This is a genomic window from Mesoterricola sp. JemC181 (assembly GCF_055384585.1).
This window is the reverse complement of record NZ_AP045076.1, coordinates 2,336,035-2,360,503: the sequence shown is the minus strand read 5'-3', so window position 1 is coordinate 2,360,503 and position 24,469 is coordinate 2,336,035. Positions and strand designations below refer to the sequence as shown.

The 24,469-nt window shown below is 69.7% G+C and carries 21 protein-coding genes and 1 pseudogene; 12 read left to right on the top strand and 10 right to left on the bottom strand.

Annotated elements, in window-relative coordinates:
- The first annotated feature begins 106 nt into the window (after positions 1–106).
- The gene (locus ACZ5MC_RS10335; RefSeq protein ID WP_464517689.1) at positions 107–736 is read left to right on the top strand and encodes an energy transducer TonB; all 630 of its coding nucleotides are present in this window, start codon (positions 107–109) and stop codon (positions 734–736) included.
- Here the strand turns inward: ACZ5MC_RS10335 and ACZ5MC_RS10330 are convergent.
- A complete protein-coding gene (locus ACZ5MC_RS10330; protein WP_306600256.1) occupies positions 731–1,063 on the bottom strand; it encodes a hypothetical protein in 333 nt (110 codons plus the stop codon). The two genes, ACZ5MC_RS10335 and ACZ5MC_RS10330, sit on opposite strands and share 6 nt — an antisense overlap.
- A 26-nt stretch (positions 1,064–1,089) precedes the next feature.
- Positions 1,090–1,602: an NADPH-dependent FMN reductase gene (locus ACZ5MC_RS10325; protein WP_464517688.1), complete on the bottom strand. Its 513-nt coding sequence runs from the start codon at positions 1,600–1,602 to the stop codon at positions 1,090–1,092.
- A 276-nt stretch (positions 1,603–1,878) separates the two neighbouring features.
- Between ACZ5MC_RS10325 and ACZ5MC_RS10320 the strand changes: the two genes are divergently transcribed.
- From ACZ5MC_RS10320 to ACZ5MC_RS10280, 9 genes and pseudogenes are all read left to right on the top strand, one after another.
- On the top strand, positions 1,879–3,459 hold the full coding sequence (locus ACZ5MC_RS10320) for an acyl CoA:acetate/3-ketoacid CoA transferase (RefSeq protein ID WP_464517687.1): 1,581 nt from the start codon (positions 1,879–1,881) through the stop codon (positions 3,457–3,459).
- Between the two features lie 18 nt (positions 3,460–3,477).
- The gene (locus ACZ5MC_RS10315) at positions 3,478–4,635 is read left to right on the top strand and encodes an acyl-CoA dehydrogenase family protein (RefSeq protein WP_306600253.1); all 1,158 of its coding nucleotides are present in this window, start codon (positions 3,478–3,480) and stop codon (positions 4,633–4,635) included.
- On the top strand, positions 4,635–5,771 hold the full coding sequence (locus tag ACZ5MC_RS10310) for an acyl-CoA dehydrogenase family protein (RefSeq protein WP_464517686.1): 1,137 nt from the start codon (positions 4,635–4,637) through the stop codon (positions 5,769–5,771). Before ACZ5MC_RS10315 ends, ACZ5MC_RS10310 begins: the two co-directional genes overlap by 1 nt.
- A 10-nt stretch (positions 5,772–5,781) precedes the next feature.
- Entirely contained in the window at positions 5,782–6,558 is a 777-nt protein-coding gene (locus ACZ5MC_RS10305) for an electron transfer flavoprotein subunit beta/FixA family protein (RefSeq protein ID WP_306600251.1), read from the top strand.
- A 10-nt stretch (positions 6,559–6,568) separates the two neighbouring features.
- Positions 6,569–7,486, top strand: a complete 918-nt coding sequence (locus ACZ5MC_RS10300; protein WP_464517685.1) for an electron transfer flavoprotein subunit alpha/FixB family protein — start codon at positions 6,569–6,571, stop codon at positions 7,484–7,486.
- A 3-nt stretch (positions 7,487–7,489) separates the two neighbouring features.
- The gene (locus ACZ5MC_RS10295) at positions 7,490–8,764 is read left to right on the top strand and encodes an FAD-dependent oxidoreductase (RefSeq protein WP_464517684.1); all 1,275 of its coding nucleotides are present in this window, start codon (positions 7,490–7,492) and stop codon (positions 8,762–8,764) included.
- Positions 8,761–9,051, top strand: a complete 291-nt coding sequence (locus ACZ5MC_RS10290) for a ferredoxin family protein (RefSeq protein ID WP_464517683.1) — start codon at positions 8,761–8,763, stop codon at positions 9,049–9,051. Before ACZ5MC_RS10295 ends, ACZ5MC_RS10290 begins: the two co-directional genes overlap by 4 nt.
- 29 nt (positions 9,052–9,080) lie before the next feature.
- Positions 9,081–9,524 (top strand): MaoC family dehydratase, encoded by a 444-nt coding sequence (locus tag ACZ5MC_RS10285; protein ID WP_306600247.1) that lies wholly within the window; start codon positions 9,081–9,083, stop codon positions 9,522–9,524.
- 4 nt (positions 9,525–9,528) lie between these two features.
- Positions 9,529–10,413, top strand: a pseudogene (locus ACZ5MC_RS10280) (LysR substrate-binding domain-containing protein); the annotation flags it as partial.
- Positions 10,414–10,441: 28 nt separating this feature from the next.
- On the opposite strand, the gene ACZ5MC_RS10275 reads toward ACZ5MC_RS10280, so the two are convergent.
- On the bottom strand, positions 10,442–11,101 hold the full coding sequence (locus tag ACZ5MC_RS10275) for a YkgJ family cysteine cluster protein (RefSeq protein WP_464517682.1): 660 nt from the start codon (positions 11,099–11,101) through the stop codon (positions 10,442–10,444).
- Between the two features lie 66 nt (positions 11,102–11,167).
- Here ACZ5MC_RS10275 and ACZ5MC_RS10270 point away from each other — a divergent pair, with 66 nt between their 5' ends.
- Positions 11,168–11,557 carry a response regulator gene (locus ACZ5MC_RS10270; RefSeq protein ID WP_306600245.1) on the top strand — a complete coding sequence of 130 codons (390 nt, stop codon included), beginning with the start codon at positions 11,168–11,170 and terminating at the stop codon, positions 11,555–11,557.
- Here ACZ5MC_RS10270 and ACZ5MC_RS10265 read toward each other — a convergent pair.
- The 3 genes from ACZ5MC_RS10265 to ACZ5MC_RS10255 all read right to left on the bottom strand — a co-directional run bounded on the left by ACZ5MC_RS10265 (position 11,502) and on the right by ACZ5MC_RS10255 (position 15,894).
- A complete protein-coding gene (locus ACZ5MC_RS10265; protein WP_306600244.1) occupies positions 11,502–13,787 on the bottom strand; it encodes a nitric-oxide reductase large subunit in 2,286 nt (761 codons plus the stop codon). The two genes, ACZ5MC_RS10270 and ACZ5MC_RS10265, sit on opposite strands and share 56 nt — an antisense overlap.
- Before the next feature lie 161 nt (positions 13,788–13,948).
- Positions 13,949–14,356 (bottom strand): DUF4019 domain-containing protein, encoded by a 408-nt coding sequence (locus tag ACZ5MC_RS10260; RefSeq protein ID WP_306600243.1) that lies wholly within the window; start codon positions 14,354–14,356, stop codon positions 13,949–13,951.
- A gap of 11 nt (positions 14,357–14,367) precedes the next feature.
- Positions 14,368–15,894: an RCC1 domain-containing protein gene (locus ACZ5MC_RS10255; protein ID WP_306600242.1), complete on the bottom strand. Its 1,527-nt coding sequence runs from the start codon at positions 15,892–15,894 to the stop codon at positions 14,368–14,370.
- Between the two features lie 162 nt (positions 15,895–16,056).
- Between ACZ5MC_RS10255 and ACZ5MC_RS10250 the strand changes: the two genes are divergently transcribed.
- Positions 16,057–17,430: an energy transducer TonB gene (locus ACZ5MC_RS10250; RefSeq protein ID WP_464517681.1), complete on the top strand. Its 1,374-nt coding sequence runs from the start codon at positions 16,057–16,059 to the stop codon at positions 17,428–17,430.
- Between the two features lie 34 nt (positions 17,431–17,464).
- Here the strand turns inward: ACZ5MC_RS10250 and xdhC are convergent, their stop codons facing one another.
- The 4 genes from xdhC to ACZ5MC_RS10230 form a co-directional block, all read right to left on the bottom strand.
- A complete protein-coding gene (gene xdhC / locus ACZ5MC_RS10245) occupies positions 17,465–17,941 on the bottom strand; it encodes a xanthine dehydrogenase subunit XdhC (RefSeq protein ID WP_373432557.1) in 477 nt (158 codons plus the stop codon).
- Between the two features lie 13 nt (positions 17,942–17,954).
- Positions 17,955–18,836, bottom strand: coding sequence for a xanthine dehydrogenase FAD-binding subunit XdhB (xdhB, locus tag ACZ5MC_RS10240; RefSeq protein WP_306600239.1), 882 nt, complete (start codon positions 18,834–18,836; stop codon positions 17,955–17,957).
- Positions 18,829–21,144: a xanthine dehydrogenase molybdenum-binding subunit XdhA gene (xdhA, locus tag ACZ5MC_RS10235; protein WP_464517680.1), complete on the bottom strand. Its 2,316-nt coding sequence runs from the start codon at positions 21,142–21,144 to the stop codon at positions 18,829–18,831. Before xdhA ends, xdhB begins: the two co-directional genes overlap by 8 nt.
- Before the next feature lie 93 nt (positions 21,145–21,237).
- A complete protein-coding gene (locus ACZ5MC_RS10230) occupies positions 21,238–24,417 on the bottom strand; it encodes a sensor histidine kinase (protein WP_464517679.1) in 3,180 nt (1,059 codons plus the stop codon).
- Positions 24,418–24,469 lie beyond the last annotated feature (52 nt).

The following is a 24,469-nucleotide window of genomic DNA, read 5'->3' as shown; positions in this document are numbered from 1 at the left end:
GCGGCCCCGGGCGGGCTATCGTTCGTCGTGTCTCAAACCCCAGGGAACCGGGGCCGGCATTCCCAAGGTGGATGCGCACCTGTTCCCTCCATTCCTGGAGGTCGCCATGACGAACCTTCCCAGCGAGACCCCCGACCGATCCAAGGCAGGCAACCCTTCCCCGACGCCGGATTCCAGGCAGCCCCATGCCTGGAGCCTCACGACCGCCGTGTTCTGCGGCTTCCTCGGAGGCATCGGCGTGGGCATCCTGGGGATGCTGCCGGTGAGGCAGGCCATCCCCCATGACGATCGCCCGGACGCCGTGGCTCCCACCGGGACGCCTGCGGCCATGGAACCCGTTCCCACCTTCAGGGCGGTGCCCCCCGGGCCGCGGGCCGGCGCCGGCCCCATGCGGATCGAAGGGGTCGCCACCCCGCCGCCCGAACCCGCAGCCAAGGCGGTCCCGAAGGCCACGCCCCTCCAGGCCCTGCTGCTGCCCAAGCCCGACTACCCGGCCCTCGCCAGGAAGGCCGGACTGCAGGGCCCCGTGGACGTGACGCTGACGGTGGGCCCGGAAGGCGTCCCCACCGTGCTTACCACGTCCGGGGCCAACCGGATCCTGGAGAAGGCCGCCCTCGAGGCCGCCTCGGAATGCCGCTTCGCCCCCGCCACCCGCGCGGGCAGGCCCGTGCCGGCCACGTTCCTCGTCCATTACGAATTCAGGCTCCATCCGGAACCGGAATCCCGGACCCTATGACCGGACGGTTCCCGCCTTGCACAGGCCCATGCGGTTGAACTGGAGGGTGCGCCGGAGGCCCGTATCCCAGAGGGAGACCTCCCGCACCATCAGCAGCTCCTTCACCAGGTGCGCGGCCTGCGCCCGGGGCACCTCGGCATAGTCGCGCCCGCCGAAGACCAGGTACAGCTTCTCGTCCGTGAAGAACCCGTCCACCTGGCGCTGCACCGCGGCCTCCTCGAATTCGAGGGAAAGGCCCACGAAGGACCACTCCTGGCCGTCCCTGCGGATCCAGTCGACCGATTTCGCAAGTTTCCGCGTGGCGTTCTGGATCGACAGGGTGCCCATGGGTGGCCTCGGGTTGGAGAAGGAGTCTACCGCAGCGCCTCAGCCAGGGAGGACAGGATTCGGCGCAGCGCCGCCGCAAGCTCGGGGTCCGCGGCGATGCCCTCGGCGTCCAGGTTCCGGCCCGTCAGGGGAACCGCGGCCTGGATCACGTTGGCGCCCATGATCCGCAGGGTCTCCGCCAGGGCGGCGTGGGCCAGGGTGGCCTCGGGGCGGGCGTTCACCGCGGCCACGGGCTTGCCGGTCAGTTCGATCCCGCCCACGAGCCAGTCCAGGGCGTTCTTCATCATCCCCGAGACGCCGTGGGCATATTCGGGGCTGCAGATGACGACCGCGTCGCATGCGCCGACACGGTCGCGCCAGGCCTGGACGGCGGGGGGGAGGCCGGCCTCCTCCACGTCCGGGTTGAAGTAGGGGAGCCCGTCCAGGGGCGGGCAAAAGGCCAGCGATACGCCCGGCGGCGCCAGGAGGGCCAGGGCCCGCAGCAGGCGCGTGTTGCTCGATTGGTCCCGGAGACTTCCGGAAACGGCCAGCAGGTTCATGGAAGGATTCTGCCCGATCTTTCCCTGGTCGGGGTGGTTCTCCCGGCACTGAAATAAGACGTTGCACGTCTTAGACGTTTTGTGTCTGGTTTCATGGAAACAAAGTATTTGAGGACCTATTGGTCAGGATATAACTTCAACATGCAGTCCGTGAGAACCGATTCACTTCTCCGCTTCTCACCGCCCCACCCTTCAGGGCCTACGGCGACCGGGATTCCCGGCGGTGAAGGGCCCGCCGGGGGCCTGTCCCGAAACCCGACCCGAGGAACCCATCCCATGACCAAGGTCATCCAGGCAGATCAAGTGGCGGCGCTCATCCGCGATGGCGCGACCCTGGGCGCCAGCGCGATCACCCTGTCGGGGTGGCCCGAAGCGGTGGCCCTGGGCATCGAGGCGAGCTTCCTGGCCTCCGGCCACCCCGCGGACCTCACCCTGGTCCACTCGACGGGCATCGGGAACTGGAAGGACAAGGGCACGAACCACTTCGCCCACAAGGGCCTCATCGGGCGCTGGATCGGGGGCCACACGGGCCTCTCCCCGGACATGGCCCGCATGATCATCGACGGCGAGATGGAGGGCCACTGCCTGCCCCAGGGCGTGCTCTGCCAGCTGTGGCGGGAGGTCGCCGCCCACCACCCGGGGGTCGTGTCGAAGATCGGCCTGGGCACGTTCGTGGATCCCCGCCTGGAGGGCGGGAAGATGAACAAGGCCACCACCCGGGACCGGGTGAAGGTCATCCGGTTCGAGGGGGAGGAGTGGCTGCTCTACCCCTCCATCCCCGTGGACGTGGCGATCATCCGCGCGTCCACCGCCGACGAGGACGGCAACCTCACCATGGAGGACGAGGGCGTCCTCATGGAGGCCCTGCCCCTGGCCCAGGCCGCCCGCAACAGCGGCGGCATCGTGATCGCCCAGGTGGAGCGGGTGGTGCCCCGGGGCACCCTGCACCCCAAGAGCGTGCGCGTGCCGGGGGTGCTGGTGGACCACCTCGTGGTGGCCCAACCCGAGCACCACTGGCAGTCCGCGGGCACCTACAGGAACCCCGCCTTCTCCGGCGACCAGCGGATCCCCCTGGACGCCATCCCCGAGCTGCCCCCGGACGAGCGGCTCGTCATCGCCCGCCGCGCGGCCATGGAGCTGACTCCCGGCTCCGTCGTGAACCTGGGCATCGGCGTTCCCGACGGCGTGGCCATCGTCGCCGCCCAGGAGGGCGCCTCCGACCTGCTCACCCTCACCACGGAGCTCGGCGCCATCGGCGGGGTTCCCGCCGGCGGCCGGAACTTCGCCATGTCCTTCAACGCCGACGTCTTCATCGAGCACCAGGCGATGTTCGACTGGTACGACGGCGGCGGCCTGGACCAGGCCTTCCTGGGCGCAGGCGAAGTGGACCGCCACGGCAACGTGAACGTCAGCAAGTTCAGCGGGCGCTGCGTGGGCTGCGGCGGGTTCATCAACATCTCCCAGGCGACCCGGAAGGTGGTCTTCTGCAGCAGCTTCACCGCCGGGGGCCTGGAGGTGGGCGTCGACGCGGGCCGCCTCGTGATCCACCGGGAGGGCCGCAGCCGGAAGTTCGTGCGCGACGTGGAGCAGGTGACGTTCAGCGGCGCCTACGCGGCCGCGACCGGCCAGTCCGTGCTCTACGTCTCCGAGCGCGCCGTCTTCGAACTGGTGGGCGGTGTGCTCACCCTCACGGAGATCGCCCCGGGCGCGGACCTGGAGCGGGACATCCTCGGCCAGATGGACTTCACTCCCGACGTATCACCCAATCTCAAGCTGATGCCAGCCGAGCTCTTCCACGCAACGTGGGGCGGACTGCGCGCGCACCTCGAAACCCGGCCGGAACCGGCCTTCGCATAAAGGAAAGGTGGATCCAGAATGAGCATCCTCACCCCTGAGAAACGCCAGATCCTCGAGGAGACGAAAGCCTTCGTCGCCAGGGAGATCATCCCCAACGCCGCCAGGTACGACAAGACCGGCGAGTTCCACCCGTACCTCCTGGAGTCGGCCCGCGACAGCAAGATCTTCGCAATGGCCGTGCCGAAGGCGTTCGGCGGCCTGGACTACGACGCCCATACCCAGGCCCTGATCCTGGAAGCCTGGGGCTACGGCTGCGCTGGCATGGGCACCACGCTCGCCGCCAGCGTCCTGGCCATGGACTCGGTCCTGGTGGCCGGCAACGAGGAGCAGAAGAAGCGGTTCTTCGACCCCATGGTGCGCGGCGAGATCGGCTCCTTCGGCCTCACCGAGCCCAATGCCGGCTCCGACGCCGGCAACGGCAAGACCACCGCCATCAAGGACGGCGACAGCTACGTCCTCAACGGCAGCAAGTGCTGGATCACCAACGGCGGCTACGCCACCGTGTTCGTGATCTACGCCCTCACCGACCCCGCCAAGGGCATGAAGGGCCTCTCCGCCTTCATCGTGGAGAAGGGCCTGCCGGGCTTCACCATCGGCACCGTGGACCACAAGCTGGGCATCCGCTCCTCCAACACGGTCGAGCTCCTCTTCAAGGACGTGCGCATCCCCGCCGCCAACCTCCTGGGCGCGGAAGGCGAAGGCATGAAGGTGGCCATGAAGACCCTGGACCTGGCCCGTCCCGCCATCGCCGCCCTGGCCCTGGGCATCGCCCAGCGCACCCTGGACGAGTGCGTCAAGCACCTGCAGGCGAAGTTCCCCGACCCCAAGGTCCAGCCCGGCCAGACCCTGCAGTTCAAGCTGGCCGACATGCGCATCGAGATCGAGGAGGCCCGCGAGCTGCTTCACCACACCATGAACCTGCGCGACGCCGGCCTTCCCTTCTCCGTGGAGTCCGCCATGACCAAGACCTCCTGCGCGGACAAGGCCATGCGCATCTCGGCCCAGGCCGTGCAGCTCATGGGCGCCTACGGCTACACCTCCGGGATCGCCAAGCTCATGCGCGACGCCAAGATCATGCAGATCTACGAAGGGACGAACCAGATCCAGCGCCTCGTGATCTCCCGCGCCGTCCTGACGCCCCCCAAACCCGCCGCGGCCCAGAAAGGTGGCAACTGATGAGCATCCAACTGACCGAAGAACAGCAGCTGATCGGGCAGAGCGCCCGCGAGTTCGCCAAGGAGTACCTCGAGCCCATCGTCGTCGACATGGACCACACCGGCGCCTTCCCCGCGGACGCGGTGAAGCAGCTGGCCGCCCATGACTTCCTGGGCCTCTTCCTCCCGGGGGAGCACGGCGGCGCCGAAGCCGGCTTCGTGAGCTTCGTGGAGGTGGTGGAGACCCTGTCGCGCACCAGCGCGGCCACGGCCTCCATCCTCGTGAACCACGCGGTGGCCGCCTACGCCATCAACCGCTGGGGCGACGCCGCGCAGAAGCGCGCCTACCTCCCCGCCCTGGCCTCGGGCGAGACCCTGGGCGCCTTCGCCGTCTACGAGCACGGCCCCACCCCCGGCGTGGGCCCCGACGCCCTCATGGCCACGCGCCAGCCCGAGGGATGGGTGCTCAAGGGCACCAAGGCCTTCGTGCGCAACGCGGGCGTGGCCAAGGTCCACGTGGTCGTGGCCTGCGTCGATCCCGCCGCGGGAGCCAAGGGCCTGGCCGCGTTCATCGTCCCCGCCGGCGTCTCCGGCCTGGCCGTGGGCGTCCCGGCCGAGACCATGGGCCTGAAGGGCTGCCCCGTGGCCGACCTGATCTTCGACAACGTCATCCTCCAGGACGCCGACCTGCTGGGCAAGCTCAGCGACGGCAAGGTCCTGGTCGAAGAGACGCTGGCCGTGGCCTCCGTGGCCGAGGCCGCCCAGACCGTGGGCATCGGCCAGGCCGCCGTCGAGCACGCCGCCGCCTACGCCAAGACCCGCGTCCAGTTCGGCCGGCCCATCGCGGCCCTCCAGGCCATCCAGACCCTCCTGGCCGAGACCGCCACCGATTGCCACCTGGCCCGCCTGGGCCTGCGGGTCGCCGCCGGGCTCATCGAGTCCGGCGAGCCCTTCCTGGTCGAGGCCGCCATGGTCAAGGCCTTCCTGGCGCGCTTCGGCAACAGGTTCCTGATCGACACCGTCCAGGTGGAAGGCGGCTTCGGGTACTCCGAGTTCATGCCCCTGCCCCGCCTCTTCCGCGACATCGCCGGCACCACCCTGCTGGAAGCCCCCGCCCAGTTCCCCGACGGGACCATCGCCGCAGCCCTGCTGGCCTGAGGACAACGCCATGCCGAACATTCTCGTCTGCTACAAGTGGGTCCTCGACGAGCAGGACATCAAGGTCCGGCCCGACGACCTCAGCCTCGACACCTCCCGCGCCAAGGGCAAGATCAGCGACTTCGACCGCAACGCCATCGAGGCCGCCAGCCTCCTGGTGGAGGCCCAGGGGGGCAACGTGGACGCCCTGTCCTACGGCACCCAGGCCCTCAAGCTGTCCGTGAAGGACGTCCTCTCCCGCGGGCCCAACAAGCTCAACTGGATCGGGGACGCCTCGGCCGAAGGCGCCGACGCCTTCGTGGTCGCCAACGTCCTGGCCGCCGCCATCCGCAGGACCGGGCCCTACGACCTGATCCTCTGCGGCGAGGGCAGCTCCGACATGTTCTTCCAGCAGACCCCGGCCCGCCTCGCGGCCCTGCTCGGCCTGCCCTGCGTCACCTTCGTCCAGAAGATGACCTGGGCGGACGGGGTGCTCACGGCCACCCGCAAGCTCCCCGACTGCACCGAGGAGGTCCGGGTCGCCGGCCCCGCGGTGGTGAGCGTGCTGGGCGAGATGAACAAGCCGCGCATCCCCTCCCTCAAACAGGTGCTGGGAGCCTCGAAGAAGCCCAGCGAGGAGCTGCCCATGTCCAGCCTCGGCCTCGCCCCCGAGGACCTGGCGCCCCGGGCCGTGCGCAGGACCCCCAAGGGCTTCCTGATGAACCGCCGGAACATCGTCTACAAAGAGAGCGACGCGGCGGCCAACGTCGCCCAGCTCGTCGCCAGCCTCAAAGCCGAAGGCCTGTAAGGAGCCCCCCATGGCAGGAATTTTCGTTTTCTCGGAAGATCCCGCGCTGGCGCGGCAGCTGCTGACGCCCGGCCTGGAGCTGAAGGCGGCCCTGGGGCAGCCCCTCGTGGCCCTCACCCAGTCCCCGGCCGAGGCGCAGGCGCTCGCCGGGCTCGGCGCCGACCGCGTCATCGTCCTCAAGGGCGCCGGCACCCCCGAGGCCCTGGCTCCGGCCGTGGCCTCCCTGGTGGCCCAGGCCGGCGTCGTCCTGGTGGGCGGCACCCTGCGCGGCAAGCACCTCGCCGCGCACGTGGCCGCGGCCCTCAAGGCCGGCCTCACCACCGACGCCAAGACGCTGCGCGCCGAAGGCGGCCGGCTGGAGACCACCCGCATCCTCTACGGGGGCCTGGCGGTGTGCGAGGAATCCCTGGCGCTTCCCGCCGTCGCCACCGTCCCCCAGCGCACCTTCCTGCCCCCGGCGCCAGCCGGGGCCGCGGCCGCGGTGGAGACGATCGACGTCGCCGCCGATGCCCGGGTCGAAGTGCTCTCCTCGACCCCCGTGGCCGGCGAGGGCGTGGACATCGGCGCCGCCACGCGCCTGGTGGCGGTGGGCCGGGGCTTCGGCGCCCGGGCCGACCTGGACCTGGCCGTGGACCTGGCCGCGGCGCTCAAGGCCGAGCTGGCCTGCACCCGCGGCATCGCCGAGGACGAGCACTGGCTCCCCGTGGAGCGCTACATCGGCATCAGCGGCCAGACCGTGAAGCCCGAGCTCTACGTGGCCGCCGGCCTCTCGGGGCAGGTGCAGCACATGGTCGGCTGCCGGGAGTCCAAGGTCATCGTCGCCATCAACAAGGATGAGCGGGCGCCCATCTTCGAGGCCGCGGACTACGGCATCGTGGGCGACCTCTACACCGTGCTGCCGCTGCTGACAGCGGCCCTCAAGGCCTGAGCCATGTCCGACGACTCCTTTGACGTGATCGTGGCGGGCGCCGGCCCCGCGGGTTCGGCCTGCGCCTACGCCCTGGCCCGGGAGGGGAAGAACGTCCTCCTCCTCGAGCGGGGCGACTCCGCAGGCGCCAAGAACGTGAGCGGAGGGCGGCTCTACACCTACGCCCTGGAGCTCCTGGAGCCCGGCATGTACCTGCGGGCGCCCCTGCAGCGCCGGATCGTGCGCGAGCAGGTGATGCTGGTGGAGGGCCGGCGCGCCACCACCCTCGACGCCGCCGACCCCGCCTGGGGCGAGGGCGTGCCCCAGTCCCATTCCGTGGTGCGCGCGTCCCTGGACGAGTGGTTCGCCTCCGAGGCCGAAGGCGCCGGCGCCGTGTTCGCCAGCGGCATGCGCGTGGACGGCCTCATCGAGGAGAACGGCCGCATCGTGGGCATCCGCGTCGGCGAGGACGAGATGCGCGCGGGCGTGGTGGTCGCCGCCGACGGCGTCAATTCCCTCCTGGCCCAGCAGGCCGGGCTCTTCCCGGACGTGGAGGCCCGCGCCGTGGGCGTGGGCGTCAAGGAGACCATCGAGCTCCCCGACTCCGTCATCAACGCCCGGTTCGGCGTCTCGGACGGGGAAGGGGTGGCCCGGGTGGCCATCGGCTGCACCGAGGGCATCTCCGGAGGCGGGTTCCTCTACACCAACAAGGGCAGCCTCTCGCTGGGCATCGTCTTCAACCCGGAGCAGGCCGCCGCCAACGGCCGCCAGATCCAGGAGATCTTCCAGGACTTCAAGGAACAGCCCGGAATCGCCGCTCTCATCGACGGCGGCGCCAGCGTCGAGTACGGCGCGCACCTGGTGCCGGAGATCGGCTACCACGGCATCCCCAAGCGGCTCCACCGCGAGGGGATGCTGGTCATCGGCGACGCGGCCCAGTTCGGCATCAACACGGGCCTCGTGATCCGGGGCATGGACCTGGCCATCGTCAGCGGCCTCGCCGCGGCCCGGGCCATCCTCAAGGAAGGGACCCCCACGGGCCCGGCCTACATGGCGGAACTGGAGGAGCTCGCGCTCCTGCCCACCATGCGGGCCTACGCGGAATTCCACGGCATCTTCGGCATCTCCCGGATCTTCAGGGAGTATCCCGCCCTGGCCAACCAGGCCCTGGGCTTCATGTTCAACGTGGACGGCAAGGTGCCGCCGCCGATGCTGAAGAAGCTCCTTTCCGTGGTTAAGGAGAACGTCACGTTCAGGCAGCTGGCGGCCGACGCCTGGAAGGGGTATCGCAGCGTATGAGCATCAAGCGACTCAGTCCCGAAGAGCTTCTCGGCCTCGACCGCTTCAACGTGGACGAGGGCAATCCCCACATCATCGTGGACAAGGCCCGGTGCGCCGTGTGCGCACCGCGGCCCTGCGTCACCGTCTGTCCCGCGCGCTGCTACCGGCTCAAGGACGGGCAGGTGGCCTTCGACTACGCGGGCTGCCTGGAATGCGGCACCTGTCGCGTAGTATGCAAGGACAAGGGCGTCACCAGCTGGACCTACCCGCGGGCATCGTTCGGAATCACCTTCCGCTGCAGTTGAACCCCCCGCACTTCCCAAGGAGAGACATCATGGAAACCACCACCGCCGCCCCCGTGTTCGAAGTGGGCCAGGCCTGCACCTACTCCCAGGTCATCGACGACAGGCTCGTGCGCGCCTTCGCCGACCTCAGCGGCGACCACAACGCCATCCACGTGGACGACGCCGTCGCCGCCACCAGCCGCTTCGGCCAGCGCATCGCCCACGGCGCGATCCTCTTCGGGATCGTCTCCAAGGTCCTGGGCATGGACATGCCCGGCGTGGGCACGGTGTACCTCAACCAGACCTGCAACTTCAAGCTGCCCGTCTTCATCGGCGACACCGTCACCCTGAACGCCTCCATCATCGAGATCCTCCCCAAGAGCATCGCCCGCATCTCGACCGTCATCACCAAGCAGACCGGTGAGGTGGTCATGGACGGCGTGGCCGAAGTGAAGCTCCCGGGCTGGCTCTTCAAGGCGCCCCGGATCTCATAATTGGATGTCCGGCACGCTGGTTGAGGTAGAATTGCCCGGTTACCTTCCGAAAACGCACCACCCGGAACAGACCATGGAATTCCGCCTTCTCCGCTACTTCGTCGCCGTCGCAGAGGAGCTGAACGTGACCCGGGCCGCCGAGCGGTTGCACACGTCGCAGCCCTCGCTCAGCCAGCAGATCCGTCAGCTCGAAGGGATCGTCGGAGCCCCGCTTTTCCTGCGCGAGAAGCACCGGCTCACCCTGACGGCTACGGGACGCACCTTCCTTCCGGCGGCCCGGGACATCCTGGCCGCCGTGGAGGAGGCCCTGGCCGAGGCCCGCGCCTCCGCCCGGGACGAGGTGGGCACCCTGGCCCTGGGCATGATCATGGGGCCCGAGGGGCTCGTGCTCTCGAACCTCCTGCCCCGGCTCATGCGCAAGGCCCCGGAAGTCCACCTCAAGCTGCGCACCATGACCGCCCCGGAGCAGGTCCTGGCGCTCCAGAGGCGCGAGATCATGGCGGGCTTCACCCGCGGGCCCATCGAGGGCGACGACATCGTCGCCGAAATCTACATCCAGGAGCGGGTGGTCGTGGTGATCCCCGAGACCTGTGAGCTGGCCAGGCTGGAGCGGGTGCCCCTGGAGGCGCTGACCCGCATGCCCCTGGTGTCCATCTCGGACAAGATCGCCCCCGCGGTGGCCGCGCTCACGGGGCGGCTGGAGCGGCTGGGCGGCGTCACCTTCGCCAAGGGCCTGGTCACCGAGAGCCTGATGACCTCCATGAACGCCGTGGCCTCGGGGATGGGGTTCTGCTTCTTCTCGGAGTACGTGGGCGAAGTGGCGCCCAAGGGCGTGGTCACGCGGCCCATCGACCTGGACCCCTCGCCAACGCTGGACCTGCTCTTCGCCTACCGCAGGGACGCCCAGTCCGAGGCCCTCAGGAGCCTGGTGGCGGTGGTGCAGGAGAGCTCCCCCTACCGCGTTCAAGGGCGTGGGCCAGATGCCGGCCCGCCGGCGGCGGCGGGTCTCCCTCCGCGTCCAGGGTCAGCGCCGCCGACACCACCACCTCCGCGTAGGGGTTGATCACCGCCGTGATGCGGGTGGCGAGGTCGCCGCCGCGGCAGAACTCCGGATCGCTGGCCACGAGGACGGCCCGGCAGATGGCGGGCCGGTCCGGGTAGACGCCGCAGGCGCCGTCCGGCCCCAGGAAGACGCAGGAGGCCTCCTCCCGAGGCCTTCCGATGAAGTCCGACGGGGAGGTCCAGTGCCGCTGGGCTTCCAGCCGGAAGGGATCGGGCCCGGCGCCGGTGGCGGCCAGAAGCTCCGCCTCGTCCCGGGTGACGCCCACCCACAGCCGGCAGCAGTGGGCGCAGCCCCGGCCGCAGCGCACCTGGGCGACGACCTCCGGCTTCAGGGCCGCGAAGCGGGCCTGGGCCGCGTCCACGCGCCGGTGGACCTCCCGGGCCCGCCCGGCGCCCGGGGGCAGACTCCGCAGGTCCTCGACCTCCCTGGCCAGGGCGCGCAGGGCTTCGGCCCGCGCCTCCTGCCCGAGGCCGGACAGGAAATGGTCGAAGGCTTTGGTCGTGCGGTAGTCCATGGTCCCCTGATGCTCCCAGGCCTTTGCGGAATCGTCCATTGGATGAAAGTAATATAGAATTCGCTCATGACCAAAGTGCTGCTGATCGACGACAGCTCCTTCTTCCGGAAGGTGGTGCGCGGCTTCCTCGAGGAGGACGGCTTCGAGGTCGAGGACTTCCTGCCCCTCTCGGCGCTGGAGGTCCTGGAGAAGGCCAGGGCCTTCCTCCCCGACCTGGTGGTCACGGACTACAACATGCCCCATGTGGACGGCATGGAGGTGCTCCGCATGATCCGCCGCCACGCGGCCTCCCTTCCCGTGGTCGTGCTCACCGCAAGCCGGGATCCGGAGCGGGAGGCCCGGCTCAAGGCGCTCGACCCGGTCTGGGTGCTGCACAAGCCCATGAAGGGCGAGGATATCGTCATGGCCGTGAAGGCGATCGCGGCGAGGCCGGCTCCCGGTCCAGGACCAGCCTGAGCGTGGCCCAGGCCAGGGGCAGCGCGCCCGCCAGCAGGAAGGTCATGTCCGCGACGATGCGGACCCATTCCAGGGTGTGGAAGGTGCCGGACATGAGGTAGGTGAGCCTGCGCGCGTGCCAGTAGCCGTTGGCCAGGGAGTCCCACAGCTGCAGCACGCCTGCGGGGAACAGGTCCAGGAGGATCATGAGGGCCAGGCCCACGTTCAGCCCCCAGAAGCCCACCCGGATCAGCCCCTCGACGCGGGCCCAGGCGCGGTCCGAGCGCAGGGAGCGCAGGCAGAAGAACACCACCGCCAGGGCCAGCATGCCGAAGACCCCGAACATGGCCGCGTGGCCGTGGTTGGGCGTGAGGGTGGTGCCCACCTCGAAGTAGGAGACGATGGGAAGGTTGATGAGGAACCCGAAGACTCCGGCCCCCACGAAGTTCCAAACGCCCACGGCGATGAGGAAGCGGATGGGCCACACGTGCTTCGAGCCCAGGGGCAGGTCGCAGTCGTCGCAGACCGTGTCCTGGAGCCGGATGAAGTCCCAGGCGTCCAGGGTGAGCAGGGTGAGGGGCACCACCTCCAGGGCGGAAAAGCATGCCGCGAGGCCCATGTTCAGGGTGCCCTGGCCGGTGAAGTACCAGTGGTGCCCGGTGCCCACGATGCCCCCGACCAGGTACAGGATGCCGTCGAGGTACACCAGCCGCGTGGCGGCCAGCTCCTTGATGAGGCCCATCTGGACGAACATCACCGCGACCATGACGGTGGCGAACAGTTCGAAGAAGCCCTCCACCCAGAGATGGATGATCCAGAAGCGCCAGTTGTCGATCACGGCGAAGTTGGTGTGGGGCCCGTAGAAGAGCGCCGGCACGTAGAAGAGGGGGATGGCCACCGCCGCCACCAGGAAGAGGCTGGGCAGCTCCCCCTTCCCCCGGCCCATGGCGGGCCGCAGGGCCCGGAACATGAGCCACAGCCAGAAGATGAGTCCCGCCGCCAGCAGCACCTGCCAGAAGCGCCCCAGGTCCAGGTACTCGCTGCCCTGGTGGCCGAACCAGAACCAGAGGCTTCCCAGCCGGTCGTTGATGCCCAGGTACTCCCCGCCCAGGCTGCCGAAGACCACCAGGGCCAGGGCCGCCAGCAGGACCAGGACGCCCGTCTTCTGCCCGCGGGGCTCCGCGCCGCCCACCAGGGGCGCCAGGAAGAGGCCTCCGGCCACCCACGAGGTGGCGATCCAGAAGATGGCCAGCTGCAGGTGCCAGGTGCGCGCCAGGGTGTAGGGCAGGTACTTGGCCAGGTCGAAGCCGTAGAAGGCGCCGGGCTCCACCCGGTAGTGGGCGATGGCGCCGCCCAGGGCGGCCTGCCCCAGGAAGAGCAGCATCACCACCAGGAAGTAGAGCCCCAGGGCCCTCTGGCTGGACGTGGGGACCCAGCCCTGGAGCGCCCCGGCCGACCCGCGGTGGCTGCCCGCGCCGCCGCCCCAGCCCAGGTAGTCGAACTTCCCGAAGACGAAGAGGATGAGCCCGAGCCCGCCCAGGAGCGTCACGAGGCTCATGGCGCTCCACAGGTAGGCCGAGCTGGTGGGGAGGTTGCCCACCAGGGGTTCGTAGGGCCAGTTGTTGGTGTAGGAGTAGTCCGTGCCGGGCCGGGTGGCCACGGTGGCCCAGGCGGCCCAGGCGAAGAAGTCGTTGAGCCGGCGCAGCTCCGCGTCGTTCCGGATGTAGCCCGCTGGCAGGCCCGGGGCGGGGTCCAGGCCCGAGAAGTAGTCGCGCCATTCCCCGGCCTGGACCTCGTGGGCCCGCGCCTCCGGAGCCGTGAAGACGAGGGTTCCCCCGTCGTAGCGGTTCTGGCGCAGCATGAGCTTCAGGCGCTCCCCCAGGCCGGGGGCGGCGTCCGGCGGCACCTCGGCGAAGTTCTTCCCGAAACGCTCCTGGGCCAGGGTGTCCCGGCCGATCTCGGCAAGGCGGTGGAGGTACTCCGCCGAGTAGTCCGGCCCCAGGTAGGCCCCGTGGCCCCACAGCGTCCCGTGCTCCATGAGGCCGTACTTGAAGAACACCCCCTGCCCCGCCCGGATGTCGTCGCCCGTGAAGAGCACGCGTCCCGTGGCGTCCACCACCCGGTCCGGAATGGGCGGAGCCCCCGCGTAGGTCTTGACGGTGACGAGGCTCAGCAGGCTGAAGCCCGCGATCATCACCAGCAGGACGGCGATCCTCCACCACGGGGAGAGGGTCTTGGCTTCCTGGGACACAGGCACCTCCGGAGGCTGGGCAGATTCCCTTGGGATCCCAGGCGATCGACGATACCCCTTCTGCGATTGAGACACAACCGCCAATATTCAATGAATTACGAATTACGTGCAAGGCGGAGGTGCCGTCACGGCCACCGGCCGGGAGGGGCCGTTCCGGAGCGCTACCTTATGAAGTAGCCGGACACCCTCCAGGCGCCGTCCTTCTCCTTCATGGGGGTGATGGTCTCCACGGCGGCCGCCTTGTTCTCGAAGCTGGTCTCGAACTGGATCACCACGTAGTCGCCGTCGGGGGCGCCGGGCAGGGTCTTCGTGGCGGTGGCGGATTTCAGCTTGCGCGAGAGGGTCCGGCCCAGGGGGGCCCGCACCGGGCGGAGGGCGGCTTCCCAGGAGGCCCTGGGGATGGCGAGGCGCAAGGAGGCCGCGCCCTCGTCCCAGCTCTCGGCGTACCGGCCGCCGTCGGTGAGGGCGAGCCAGGCCCTGGCCGCGTCCTGCGCCGGGACCGTGGCCGTGTCCTGGGGGCCGCATGCCGCGGGGAGTGCGAGAGCCAGAGCCAGGATGCCGAATTTCATGGGGTCCTCCTTCAATCGATGTTCAGTCCAGTATCCACCAGTCCGGCCTGCCTCAGCTCGCCTCTGCCCTGGAGGGCGACGCCGCCGCTGTTCCGGCCGCAGCCCCACAGCGACCCGTCCGCCTTGAGCACGTAGGTCTCCCCGCTGGTGACGGCCACGTCCACGGCGCCCTCGGCGAGCTTGCGGGGGCGGGTCACGGCCCCCTCAGCCTTCGGGAAGCCGGTCTGGGAGGACAGGTTCCAGCCCCAGGTCCAGACGCTTCCGTCCTTGCGCAGGAGCGCGGCGTGGTGGCCGTCCATGGCCAGGCGCTCCACGTCCGGGGCGATGCGCTGGGGCCGGGCGGCCTGGCCCTTGGTGCCGTGGCCGCACTGGCCCATGTTGTTGGCGCCCCAGGTCCAGAGGCTGCCGTCGGCCTTGACGACGGCCACCGGACCGATGTCGGCGGTGAAGACGGCGCGCACCCCGTCCATGATGAAGTAGGGGACCTTGCGCCGGCGCAGCACCCCGCCGTCGAGGAAGCCGTCCTCGCAGGCCTCGCCCCATCCCCACAGGCTCCCGTCGGTCTTCACGGCGTAGGCCGCGTCCCGGGCCAGGGCCACGGACACCACGTTCTCCATCACCTTCACCGGGGACCGCGCGAACGTGTCCGGGTGGCCGGGAACCTGGCCCGACAGGTTGGAGCCCCACACGTACAGCTCGTTCCGGTCCGTGATGGCCGCGGTGTTGGCGCGCTCGGCGACCACGTGCCGGACGTTGCGCAGGATGGGCGCCGGGTCGAACCAGCGGAAGGTGGCGTCGCCGATCCCCTGGCCCAGGCGGCCGCCGCTGTCGGCGCCGAAGCTGGAGAGGATGCCGGCCGCGTCGATGACGAAGAAGGCCCCCAGGGGCGCGCCCGGGGCCGCAACCGCGAAGCGCGCGCCGTCCCGGAGGTGCACGGGCCCCTTGGGGGGCGTGTCGTTGTCGCAGTATCGCTTGCCGTTGGCGTCAAGGGCGGGCCGGGGGTGGACCAGGGCCAGGCCGAGGCCCTGGAGGGTGCCGTCCCGGCGCCTCATGACCAGCGCGCCCGGGTAGTGGTCGCCCGGGAAGAGCGCGCCGGAAAGGCGCCAGCGGGAGGTGTCCGGGGGCCGCGCGTCGATGGGCGCCGAGGTCCCGCGCGCCGCGGCCTCCCGCTCGTGGAAGGCCGTGAAGGTTTTGCCCTCCGGCTCCACGACGACGTTGACGGTCCGGGAGTCCCCGATGACCGAGACGATGCACTGGTAGCCGCCCAGCTGCCCCGAGCAGAGGGGGACGCCCGAGGCCCCCAGGTCCACCAGGACCTTCCCCTTCTCGCGGAAGAAGCCCCGGTAGAGGTCCAGGACGGCGGGCGTGGCCAGCGACGTGGTGAACTGGAGGAGGATGGACTGGCTCCCGGCCCGGGCCCGGGAATGGTCCTGGGCCAGGACCACGCGCGCGTCGGCGGGGAGCGGGATCTCCCGGGGGAAGAGGTCCGGCACGGAAGCCGGGGCCAGGAGGAGGCAGCCAGCGATGAGGGGGAGCATCCCTGCAGGATACTCCCGGCGATGCCGGGGTGGGTGGCGACAATCCCCGACATGGTGGAGACTGGGGTCATTCCCCAGCTGGTCGTCCCGGAGTTCACCCCCATGCTGTTTCTGCCGCCTGTCCTGGAACAACCTGCCCCTTTGGCCTCCACCGGGCCTTGGGTGGAACGAAGCCAGGCGACCGAGGCCTCCCTTCGTGATCGCAAGCCCCTCCTGGCCTTCTTCGCCAAGGACGCCGCCCAACGGGAAGCGGTGGTTGCCTTCCTGGACACCGGCGAAGGGGCCAAGGTCCGCGCGTCCCTGACGATCTGGCTTCCCATGCCGGAGGACCCTGCGGCTGCCGAAATGCTTGACCGCCTGCAGATCAGGTCCCGGCCAGGGCTGGTGGTGCTGGATGAGCGGGGAGCCAGGCCCCTGTGGGTGAGGCGTGGGGAGGAATGCGAACCCCTTGCTTCCGCATTCCAGGCTGCCCAGCCCCCGTTTGCGCGCCTCCTCCCGGGGGAGGCGGTGCAGGCCTGGATCGGACCTGGGCAGAAGCCGGACCCCTTCCTGGCCTTCGCCAAGGCCAGGTCCGGGAACCTGGGCGCCGGAGCCCTGGAACCTCACCGGACCTTCCTCGCGGGCCTCCTCTCCAATGGCCCCGAGCCGCTCAAGGGCTGGGCGGCAACGAGGCTGGTGGAGGCCGACGCGCCCATGAAGGCCTTCGAACCCGCGCCCTTCCCTCTTTTCCTCGAACTGGCCGCCGAGGACTACACCCTTCAGATGATTCCGCTCTACCGGAAGAATCAACGACCGGCCCCTCCCCCCTCCCCCTCCCTGGGAGAGACGGGGAACCTGCCGGCCCTTGCGCCCGTCCTGCCCGTCATCCGGCAACAGCTCCGCTCCGCCGACAAACCCGTGCTGGGCCGGGGAATGTTCGCAATCTTGGCCAAGAACCTGCGCCAGGAGGACCGGGACTGGATCCTCCGCCAGTGGACCCTGTTCGTGCCCCAGATGCGTGAACGCCCGGCTTCGGAATCCGTCGTCTATCAGATGGCCGCGAATTGGCTCCTGTCCTACGGCATGGCGCCGGACTGGGACGCCTTCCTGGCGCCCGCCCATTCCGCATGGCAGGCGACGCTCAAGGAGTTGAGGAAAGCGGTACAGGCGGTTCCCGAAACGGGAAAGGCTCCCCTGGGCGTTCTCGAGGATCCCCCCGCCTTCCAGGCCGCGTTCGGGATCCCGAGGCAGGATGTGGTGGAGCTCGAGCCCGACTGGTCAGGCTCCCCCGCCCACCTGGCCCAGAAGGCCGCGGACGTGCCGTACCCGCGGGAGGCAGCCGCACGACTGATCACGGGATACGTCGCCGTGGAGTTCCTCGTCGGCACGCGGGGCGAGGTGCTGTGGGTGCGCCCCCTGCCCGGCTATCCTCTGGCCTTCCTGGGACCCACGGCCCTGGCCCACGGTGCCGGCCTGAAATTCAAGCCGGTCACCGTCGCGGGGAAGCCGGCGCCTTTCCATTTCGTGGCCCACCTCTGGTTCCGCATTCGCCGCTAGAGCAGGCAAACCCAGGCGGTTGGGATGTAAATGGTCAGGCCTCCGCCTCCCGCAAGGCCCTTTCCGCGGCGTCGATGATCTTCTGGTAGCCGGTGCACCGGCACAGGTGGCCGGAGAGTTCGCGGCGCACCTCGTCGTGGGTGAAGCGCCTGCCGCTCTCCACCATGGCGGTGGTGGAAAGGACCAGGCCGGGAGTGCAGAACCCGCACTGGATGGCGCCCTCCTCCACGAAGGCCTCCTGCACCGGGGACAGGTGGCCGTCCAGGGCGATGCCCTCGATGGTGGTGATGGCCTTGCCGTGGGCCCAGGCGGCGAGGTAGATGCAGGAGTTGACGGGGGTGCCGTCGATGAGCACGGTGCAGGCGCCGCACTCCCCCACGGAGCAGCCCTGCTTGACGCCGGTGAACTGGAGGCGGTCCCGCAGGACGTCCAGGAGGGACTCCCGGATGTCGATCTCGATCTGATGGGGCCGGCCGTTGACGGTCAGGGAGATCCTCTTCTGCACGGCCACTCCCGCGGAATTCTTAGTCAGCACAGCAACCTCCCCCACGCTTCACGGCTTCGGCGACGGCCCGCTGGGCCAGCACTTCGATGAGATGCTCCCGGTAGTCCTTGGAGGCCCGCCAGGAGGTTCGCGCCTTGGCGGGCTTCACCGCGAGGCGGGCGATCTCCTGCACGACCTCCAGGGTGATCTCCTTCCCCTTGGCGTAGGCCTCGGCCTCGAAGCACCGGATGGGCACCGGCGCGGCCACGCCCAGGCCGATGCGCAGGTCCACGAAGCGGTTCTCCCGCACCTTGCAGACCGCCGCCACGCCCAGGGTGGCGATGTCCATGGCCTTGCGCATGGCGTACTTGATGTAGTGTCCGCCCATGCCCTCGTAGCCTTCACGGGGGATCAGGACGGCGGTGAGCAGTTCTCCGGGGCGCAGGTTCACCTTGCCGGGACCGGCGTAGAAGTCGCCCATGGGGATGATGCGCTCGCCCGTGGCGGTCTCCAGCTTGAGCAGGGCGTCCAGGGCGAACAGCGTCGAGGCGCTGTCGGCGGACACCGCGCCGTTGCAGATGTTGCCTCCGATGGTGGCCACGTTGCGCACCTGGGGGCCGCCCATGGACACCGAGGCCTCGCCCAGCACGGGGACGTGCTTGCGGATCAGCTCGGACTGGAAGATCTTCGTGAAGGGCGCCATGGCCCCCACCGAGATCGTCCCGTCGCCCAGCATGACGATCTCCTCCAGGGCGTGGAGGTTCTTGAGACTGAGCAGCCCGGCGCCCGCGAGGCTGCCGTGCTGGAGGCGGATGAGGACGTCGGTGCCGCCGGCGATGACCTTGAGGCCGGGGTTCTCCGCGAAGACGGCCTTGGCCTCCTCCAGGGTCACGGGTTCGTGAAGTTCGCAGATGTCAAACATGTTCGGCGCTCCTCTGGGCCAGCAGTCCCGCTTCCCGGAATTTCTCGAAAACCACCTGGGGATAGAGGGGGATCTTGTGGAAGGCCACGCCCGTGGCGTCGAGCACCGCGTTGCGCACGGCCGGGGCGGGGGAGATGACGGGGCACTCGCCCAGGGACTTGGAGCCGAAGGAGCCCGCGGCGTCGAAGGTCTCCACGAAGGCGGCGTTGATCCTGGGCGTGTCCAGGATGGTGGGCAGCTTGTAGTCCAGGAGGTTGTTGTTGAGGGCCTTGCCGGTCTGGGGATCGAAGAGCATCTGCTCCAGGAGCGCTGCGCCCAGGGCCATGCTCACGCCGCCGTGCACCTGGCCCTCGGCGAGCCTGGGGTTGATGATCGTGCCGGAGTCGTGGATGTTCCAGATCTCGGCGACCTCCACCTTGCCGGTCTCCATGTCCACCTCCACCTCAACGAAGGTGGCGCCGTAGGACATGGCGTTGATGCGGACGTTGGCGGAGGTGTCGCTGGTGATGGGGGCGGCCAGGAGGCGGTCGTAGTAGGCGTCCATGGCCACCTCCTCCAGGGAGCAGACCACGCGGCCCAGGGCCGTCTCCACGATCCGGCAGTCCCGGATGTCCATCTCGGCGGGGGCCAGGCCCGTGCGGCGCGCGGCCACCTCCAGCACCTTGTCCCGCACTTCCAGGGCGGCCTTGCGCACGGCGATGCCGGTGACGAAGGTCTGCCGGGAGGCGTAGGCTCCGGAATCGAAGGGCGTGATGTCCGTGTCCTGGGTGGTCACCACGTGGACCATGTCCATGGGCAGCCCCAGCACCTCGGCGGTGATCTGCGCGAAGACGGTGTCGCTGCCCTGGCCGATCTCGGTGGCCCCCACCTGCAGGGCGACGGAACCGTCCTGGTTCATGACGATGCGGGCGCCGGCCAGCTCCAGGGCCACGGGGTGCGTGCCCGAGGCGTAGGCGAACAGCGCCATGCCCATGCCGCGGCGCTTCGGGCCCTTCTGGTCCAGGTGGGCCTTCTTCTTCTCGTCCCACCGGATGAGCTCCATCCCCTTCTCGATGCACTGGGGGATGCCGAAGGAGCGCACCACGTTCTTCGTGAGGGGATCCTGGTGGCCCAGCTTGATGAGGTTCTTCCGGCGCAGCTCGATGGGGTCCATGCCCAGTTGGCGGGCGATGTCGTCCATGTGGCTTTCCAGGGCGAAGAAGATCTGGGGCGTGCCGTAGCCGCGCATGGCGCCGGCCACGGGGAGGTTGGTGTAGACCGTCTTCGGCTCGAATTTCACGGCGGGGAAATCATAGAGGGGCCTGAACTTCCCGCCCGCCGACATGGCGATGGAGTGGCCGTGGCTGGCGTAGGCGCCGGTGTTGCTCAGGAGCTGCACGTGGATGCCCTTGAGGGTGCCGTCCGAGTTGACGGCGGTCTTCATATGCAGCTTCATGGCGTGGCGGGTGCGGGTGTCGATGAAGACCTCCTCGCGCGTCATGCAGTAGCGCACGGGACGCCCGCCCGCGGCCAGGCTCATGGCCGCCGTCAGGGGCTCCACCACGACGTCCTGCTTGTTGCCGAAGCCGCCTCCGATGAAGGGCTTGATGACCTGGACCCGTCCCCACTTCAGGCCCAGGGCCTGGGCCACGATGCGCCGGACGATGTGGGGGATCTGGGTGGAGGAGTTGACCACCACCCGGCCGTCGGTGTCCACGAAGGCGAAGGCGCTCATGGACTCGATGTGGCAGTGCTGGACGATGCTGGTCTCGTAGTCGCCCTCGATGACGTGGTCGGCCTCCCGGAACCCGGCCTCCACGTCCCCGAACTGGACGCCGAAGGAGCTGACGATGTTGCCGGGGCGGTTGTCGTGGAGGAGGGGCGCGCCCTCCTTCATGGCGTCCTCGGCGGTGAGGACGTGGGGCAGGACCTCGTATTCGATGTCGATGAGATGGAGGGCCTTCTCGGCGGTGAGCAGGTCCTCGGCCACCACCGCGACCACGGCGTCGCCCACGAAGCGGGCCTTGTCCGTGAGGATCAGGCGGTCCTCCACGTCCCGGTGGCCGGGGTCCAGGGACCAGGGGTGCCCGGCGGTGGCGAACTTGATCTTCGGCAGGTCCCGGGCGGTGAACACGGCCACCACGCCCGGCAGGGCCCGGGCCCTGGCCAGGTCCACGGACTTGACCACGGCGTGGGCGTGGGGGCTGCGCAGCACCTTGCCCACCAGCATGTCGCGCTCGAAGAAGTCGTCGGTGTACTTGGCCTTCCCTGTCACCTTGGCCACGGCGTCCAGCCTCTTGACGCTCTTGCCCACGATGTTGTGGTCCATTCGACACCTCGGAAGGGAGCGGAAACCCCCGTGTTGCTGGCAATTCCAAGTATGGAAGGAGCCGCGTCCTGATTCAATTTTTATTCAGGGCGGTCAATTTTTTTCAGCGAGAATGAGACCGTCTCCCGCCGGCAGGGCCGAGGGCACTTCCACGCAGAAGGCGCAGCCGCCCCCGGGCTGGTTCTCCACCCAGATCCGTCCGTGGTTGGCGTCCACCAGGTGCTTGACGATGCTGAGGCCCAGGCCGGACGAACTCTCCCCGCCGGTGGGGCGCGCCGAGAGCTTGGAGAACCGCCTGAAGAGATTGCCGCGCTCCGATTCCAGGACGCCGGGGCCCTGGTCGATGACGTCCAGCCGGGTCGTGGCGGGGCCCGGGACCACCCGGATCCGCAGCACCGCCCCGTGCGGCGAGAACTTGGAGGCGTTGGACAGGAGGTTGTCCAGGATCTGCCGCAGGTGGTTGGGGTCGGCCAGGATCCGGCCCGGGCCTCCGGCCCCCTCCATCACCAGCGTCTGGCCCTTGGCCTCCAGGCGCAGCCTGTAGAGGCTGGCCATGGGATCGAGGATCTCCTCGACGCCCAGGATGCGCACGCTGGGTTTCGACCTGCCGCTCTCGATGGCGTTGACGTCCAGGAACTCGTCGATGAGGGCGGTCATGTGGTGGGCCGAGGTGGCGATCTTGCGGACCCAGGGCTGGATTTCCGGCGGGCAGTCCTCCAGGTCCCCGGTGACGAGCCCGTCCGACACCAGGATGATCGTGTTGAGGGGGTTGCGCAGGTCGTGGGCGGCGATGCCCATGAACTGGGTCTTCTCCAGGTTCAGCAGGACCAGTTCCCGGTTCAGCTTCTCCTGTTCCTCCCGGCGCAGCTCGATCTCCCGGGTGGCTTCCCCGATGCGCTCCACGAGCTCCCGGTTGCGGTCGGCCAGGACCCGGGTGCGAAGGCGCAGGAGGGCCAGGACACCGCCTCCCAGAAGGACCGCGTAGGCGGCCCAGGCCAGGGGGCTGAACCAGGGCGGCGGCAGGATGCGGAAGGCGAAGCCCAGCGGCCCCGTCTGGTTCCCGGCGTAGTCCCGGGCCCACACCAGCATGGTGTAGCGGCCCGCGGGCAGGCTGGGGTACTGGGTGTAGGAGAGGGCGGACCAGTCCCCGGGGGCGTCCTGGAGGCCCTGGAGCTGGGTGCGGTAGACCGTGTCCTGCTCCCGGTGCCCGGTCAGGAGGCGGTACTCGAACCGGATGCCCTGGTCCTTGTGGGAAAGCTGGGCGTCCTGCGCCACGGATCGCCCCCGCACCACCGCCGAATCCCACACCAGGGGCTTGGGGACGAGATCCTGGGCGGCGGTCCCGGGCTCGAGCCAGGCCGGCCCGTCCTCGGTCCCCACCCAGATGCGCCCGGAGCTGTCCCGGAAGAGCGACCCCTTGATGCACTCCATCCCCGGCAGGCCGTCCTCGGTGCTGAAGTTGTCCCAGGACCAGCCCCGGGCGGGGTCCACGCGGGCCACGCCCCGGGGACTGGACACGTAGACCCGGCCGGCGGCGTCCTGCACGAGGTCGTACACGAGATCCTGCCGCAGGGCCGGGGTGTTGCGGGTGGTGAAGGAACGGTGTCCGGCGGAGCCGCGGGGGTTCTCGAACTGGAGCACGCCCGATCCGAAGGTGCCCACCATCATTCCCGACGGCAGGCGGAGCATGGCGTGGACCCCCACCGGCGGGAAGGAGGCCTGGGCGCCGGGCGTCAGCCACGCATCCCCCTCCAGGCAGGCCAGGCCCTTGTCGGTGCCCACCCAGAGCCGCGGGCCGTCCACCTCCAGGCTGCGCACCGAGGGCCTGGGGTCTCCGGGCGGCGGCGGCACGTCCAGGAAGGTCCGGCCGTCCCACCGCACCAGCCCGCGGCTGGTGCCGATCCAGAGGATCCGCGTCCCCTTGGCGTCCCGCGTCCCGGCCAGCACCCGCACCGTGCCCTGGGGGAATCCGTCCTTTTCCGTCCAGAACCGGAACCGGCCCCCGGAGAACCGCCCGAGGCTGCCGCCGAAGCCGAACCAGAGGTCCTGGTCTCCCGGGAACGCGAAGAGGCTGCGCATGGTCTCGCCCGCCGCATCCAGGTTGGGGCGGAAGATGGTGTAGACGCCCTTCTCCAGTCTGGCCAGATAGGTGTTGCCCATCCAGAGCACCGGCTGGCCCGTGGCGGGATTCCGGGTCTCGGCGAAACCCTGGACCCGCGGGTCCGCGTGGGGCCAGGGCACCGTCACGCGCCGCCACCCGCCCGAGTGGATGCGGAAGATGCCCTTGCCGTCCGACCCCGCCCAGAGGGCGGAGCCGTCGGGGCCCCCCGGCGTGAACGCCAGGCAGCGGATGAAGTCGGACTGGAGGCCGCTGTGCGTGCCGCGCACGAGCCACTGGTCGCCGTGGATCTGGGCCATGCCGCCGCCGGAGGTGCCCACCCACATGGACCCGTCGGCTCCTGCCAGCAGGGCCCGGACGCTGGTGTTGCCCATATGCTCCTTCATGGGGAGCGCCTCGAGCCGGCCGCGGCGCCACCGGTACAGGCCGCCCTTCTCGGTGCCGATCCAGAGGCAGCGGGAGCCGTCGGGCTCCGTGGTCTCGGCCAGGGTGCGCACCAGCGGGTCCGCGAGGGACCCGTTGGCCTCGAAGGGGCGCCAGCGGCCCTGCTCCATGATCCAGACCCCGCGGGCCGAGCCGACCCAGAGGGCGCCCTCCCGCTCCAGGAGGCAGAAGGTCCTCTCTTCCGCCAGTTCTCCCCCGACGCGCTGCCAGGCGCCGTCCTGGTAGGCGACGATGCCCTTGCCGTGGGTGGCGCCGTAGAGGATCCGGCGGCCGGAGTGGTCCTGGCGGGAACTCTCGAGGATGCCGTTGACGTTGTTGATGGGCAGCCCGGACCGGTCGTCATGCGCCTTCCACGCGCCGTGGCGGTATTCCAGGTAGCCCTGGAACCGGGTCCCGATCCACATGCTGCCGTCGGAGGCGCACATCATGGAATTGGCGTTCACCAGGAGGGCGTAGCGGCTGGGGGGGCCCTCCACGCTCTTCCAGGTCTGGCCGTCGAACCGGGCCACGCCGGCCAGGGTGCCCGCCCAGAGGCGGCCCTCCCGGTCCGGGGCCAGGGCGTAGATGGCCATCTGGGGCACCCCGTCGGCCGCGTTGAACACGCGCACCGGACCGGCCCCCGGGGGCGCCCCCGCGATGGCTCCGGTGGCCAGGAGCAGCGCCAGGGCCATGCGCAAGGCGGCTGCAACGTGGGAACGGAATCCGGCCATGGGCACCCAGGGAAGATGTGTGGGAAAGCACCTGATTATCACGGCACTTTCC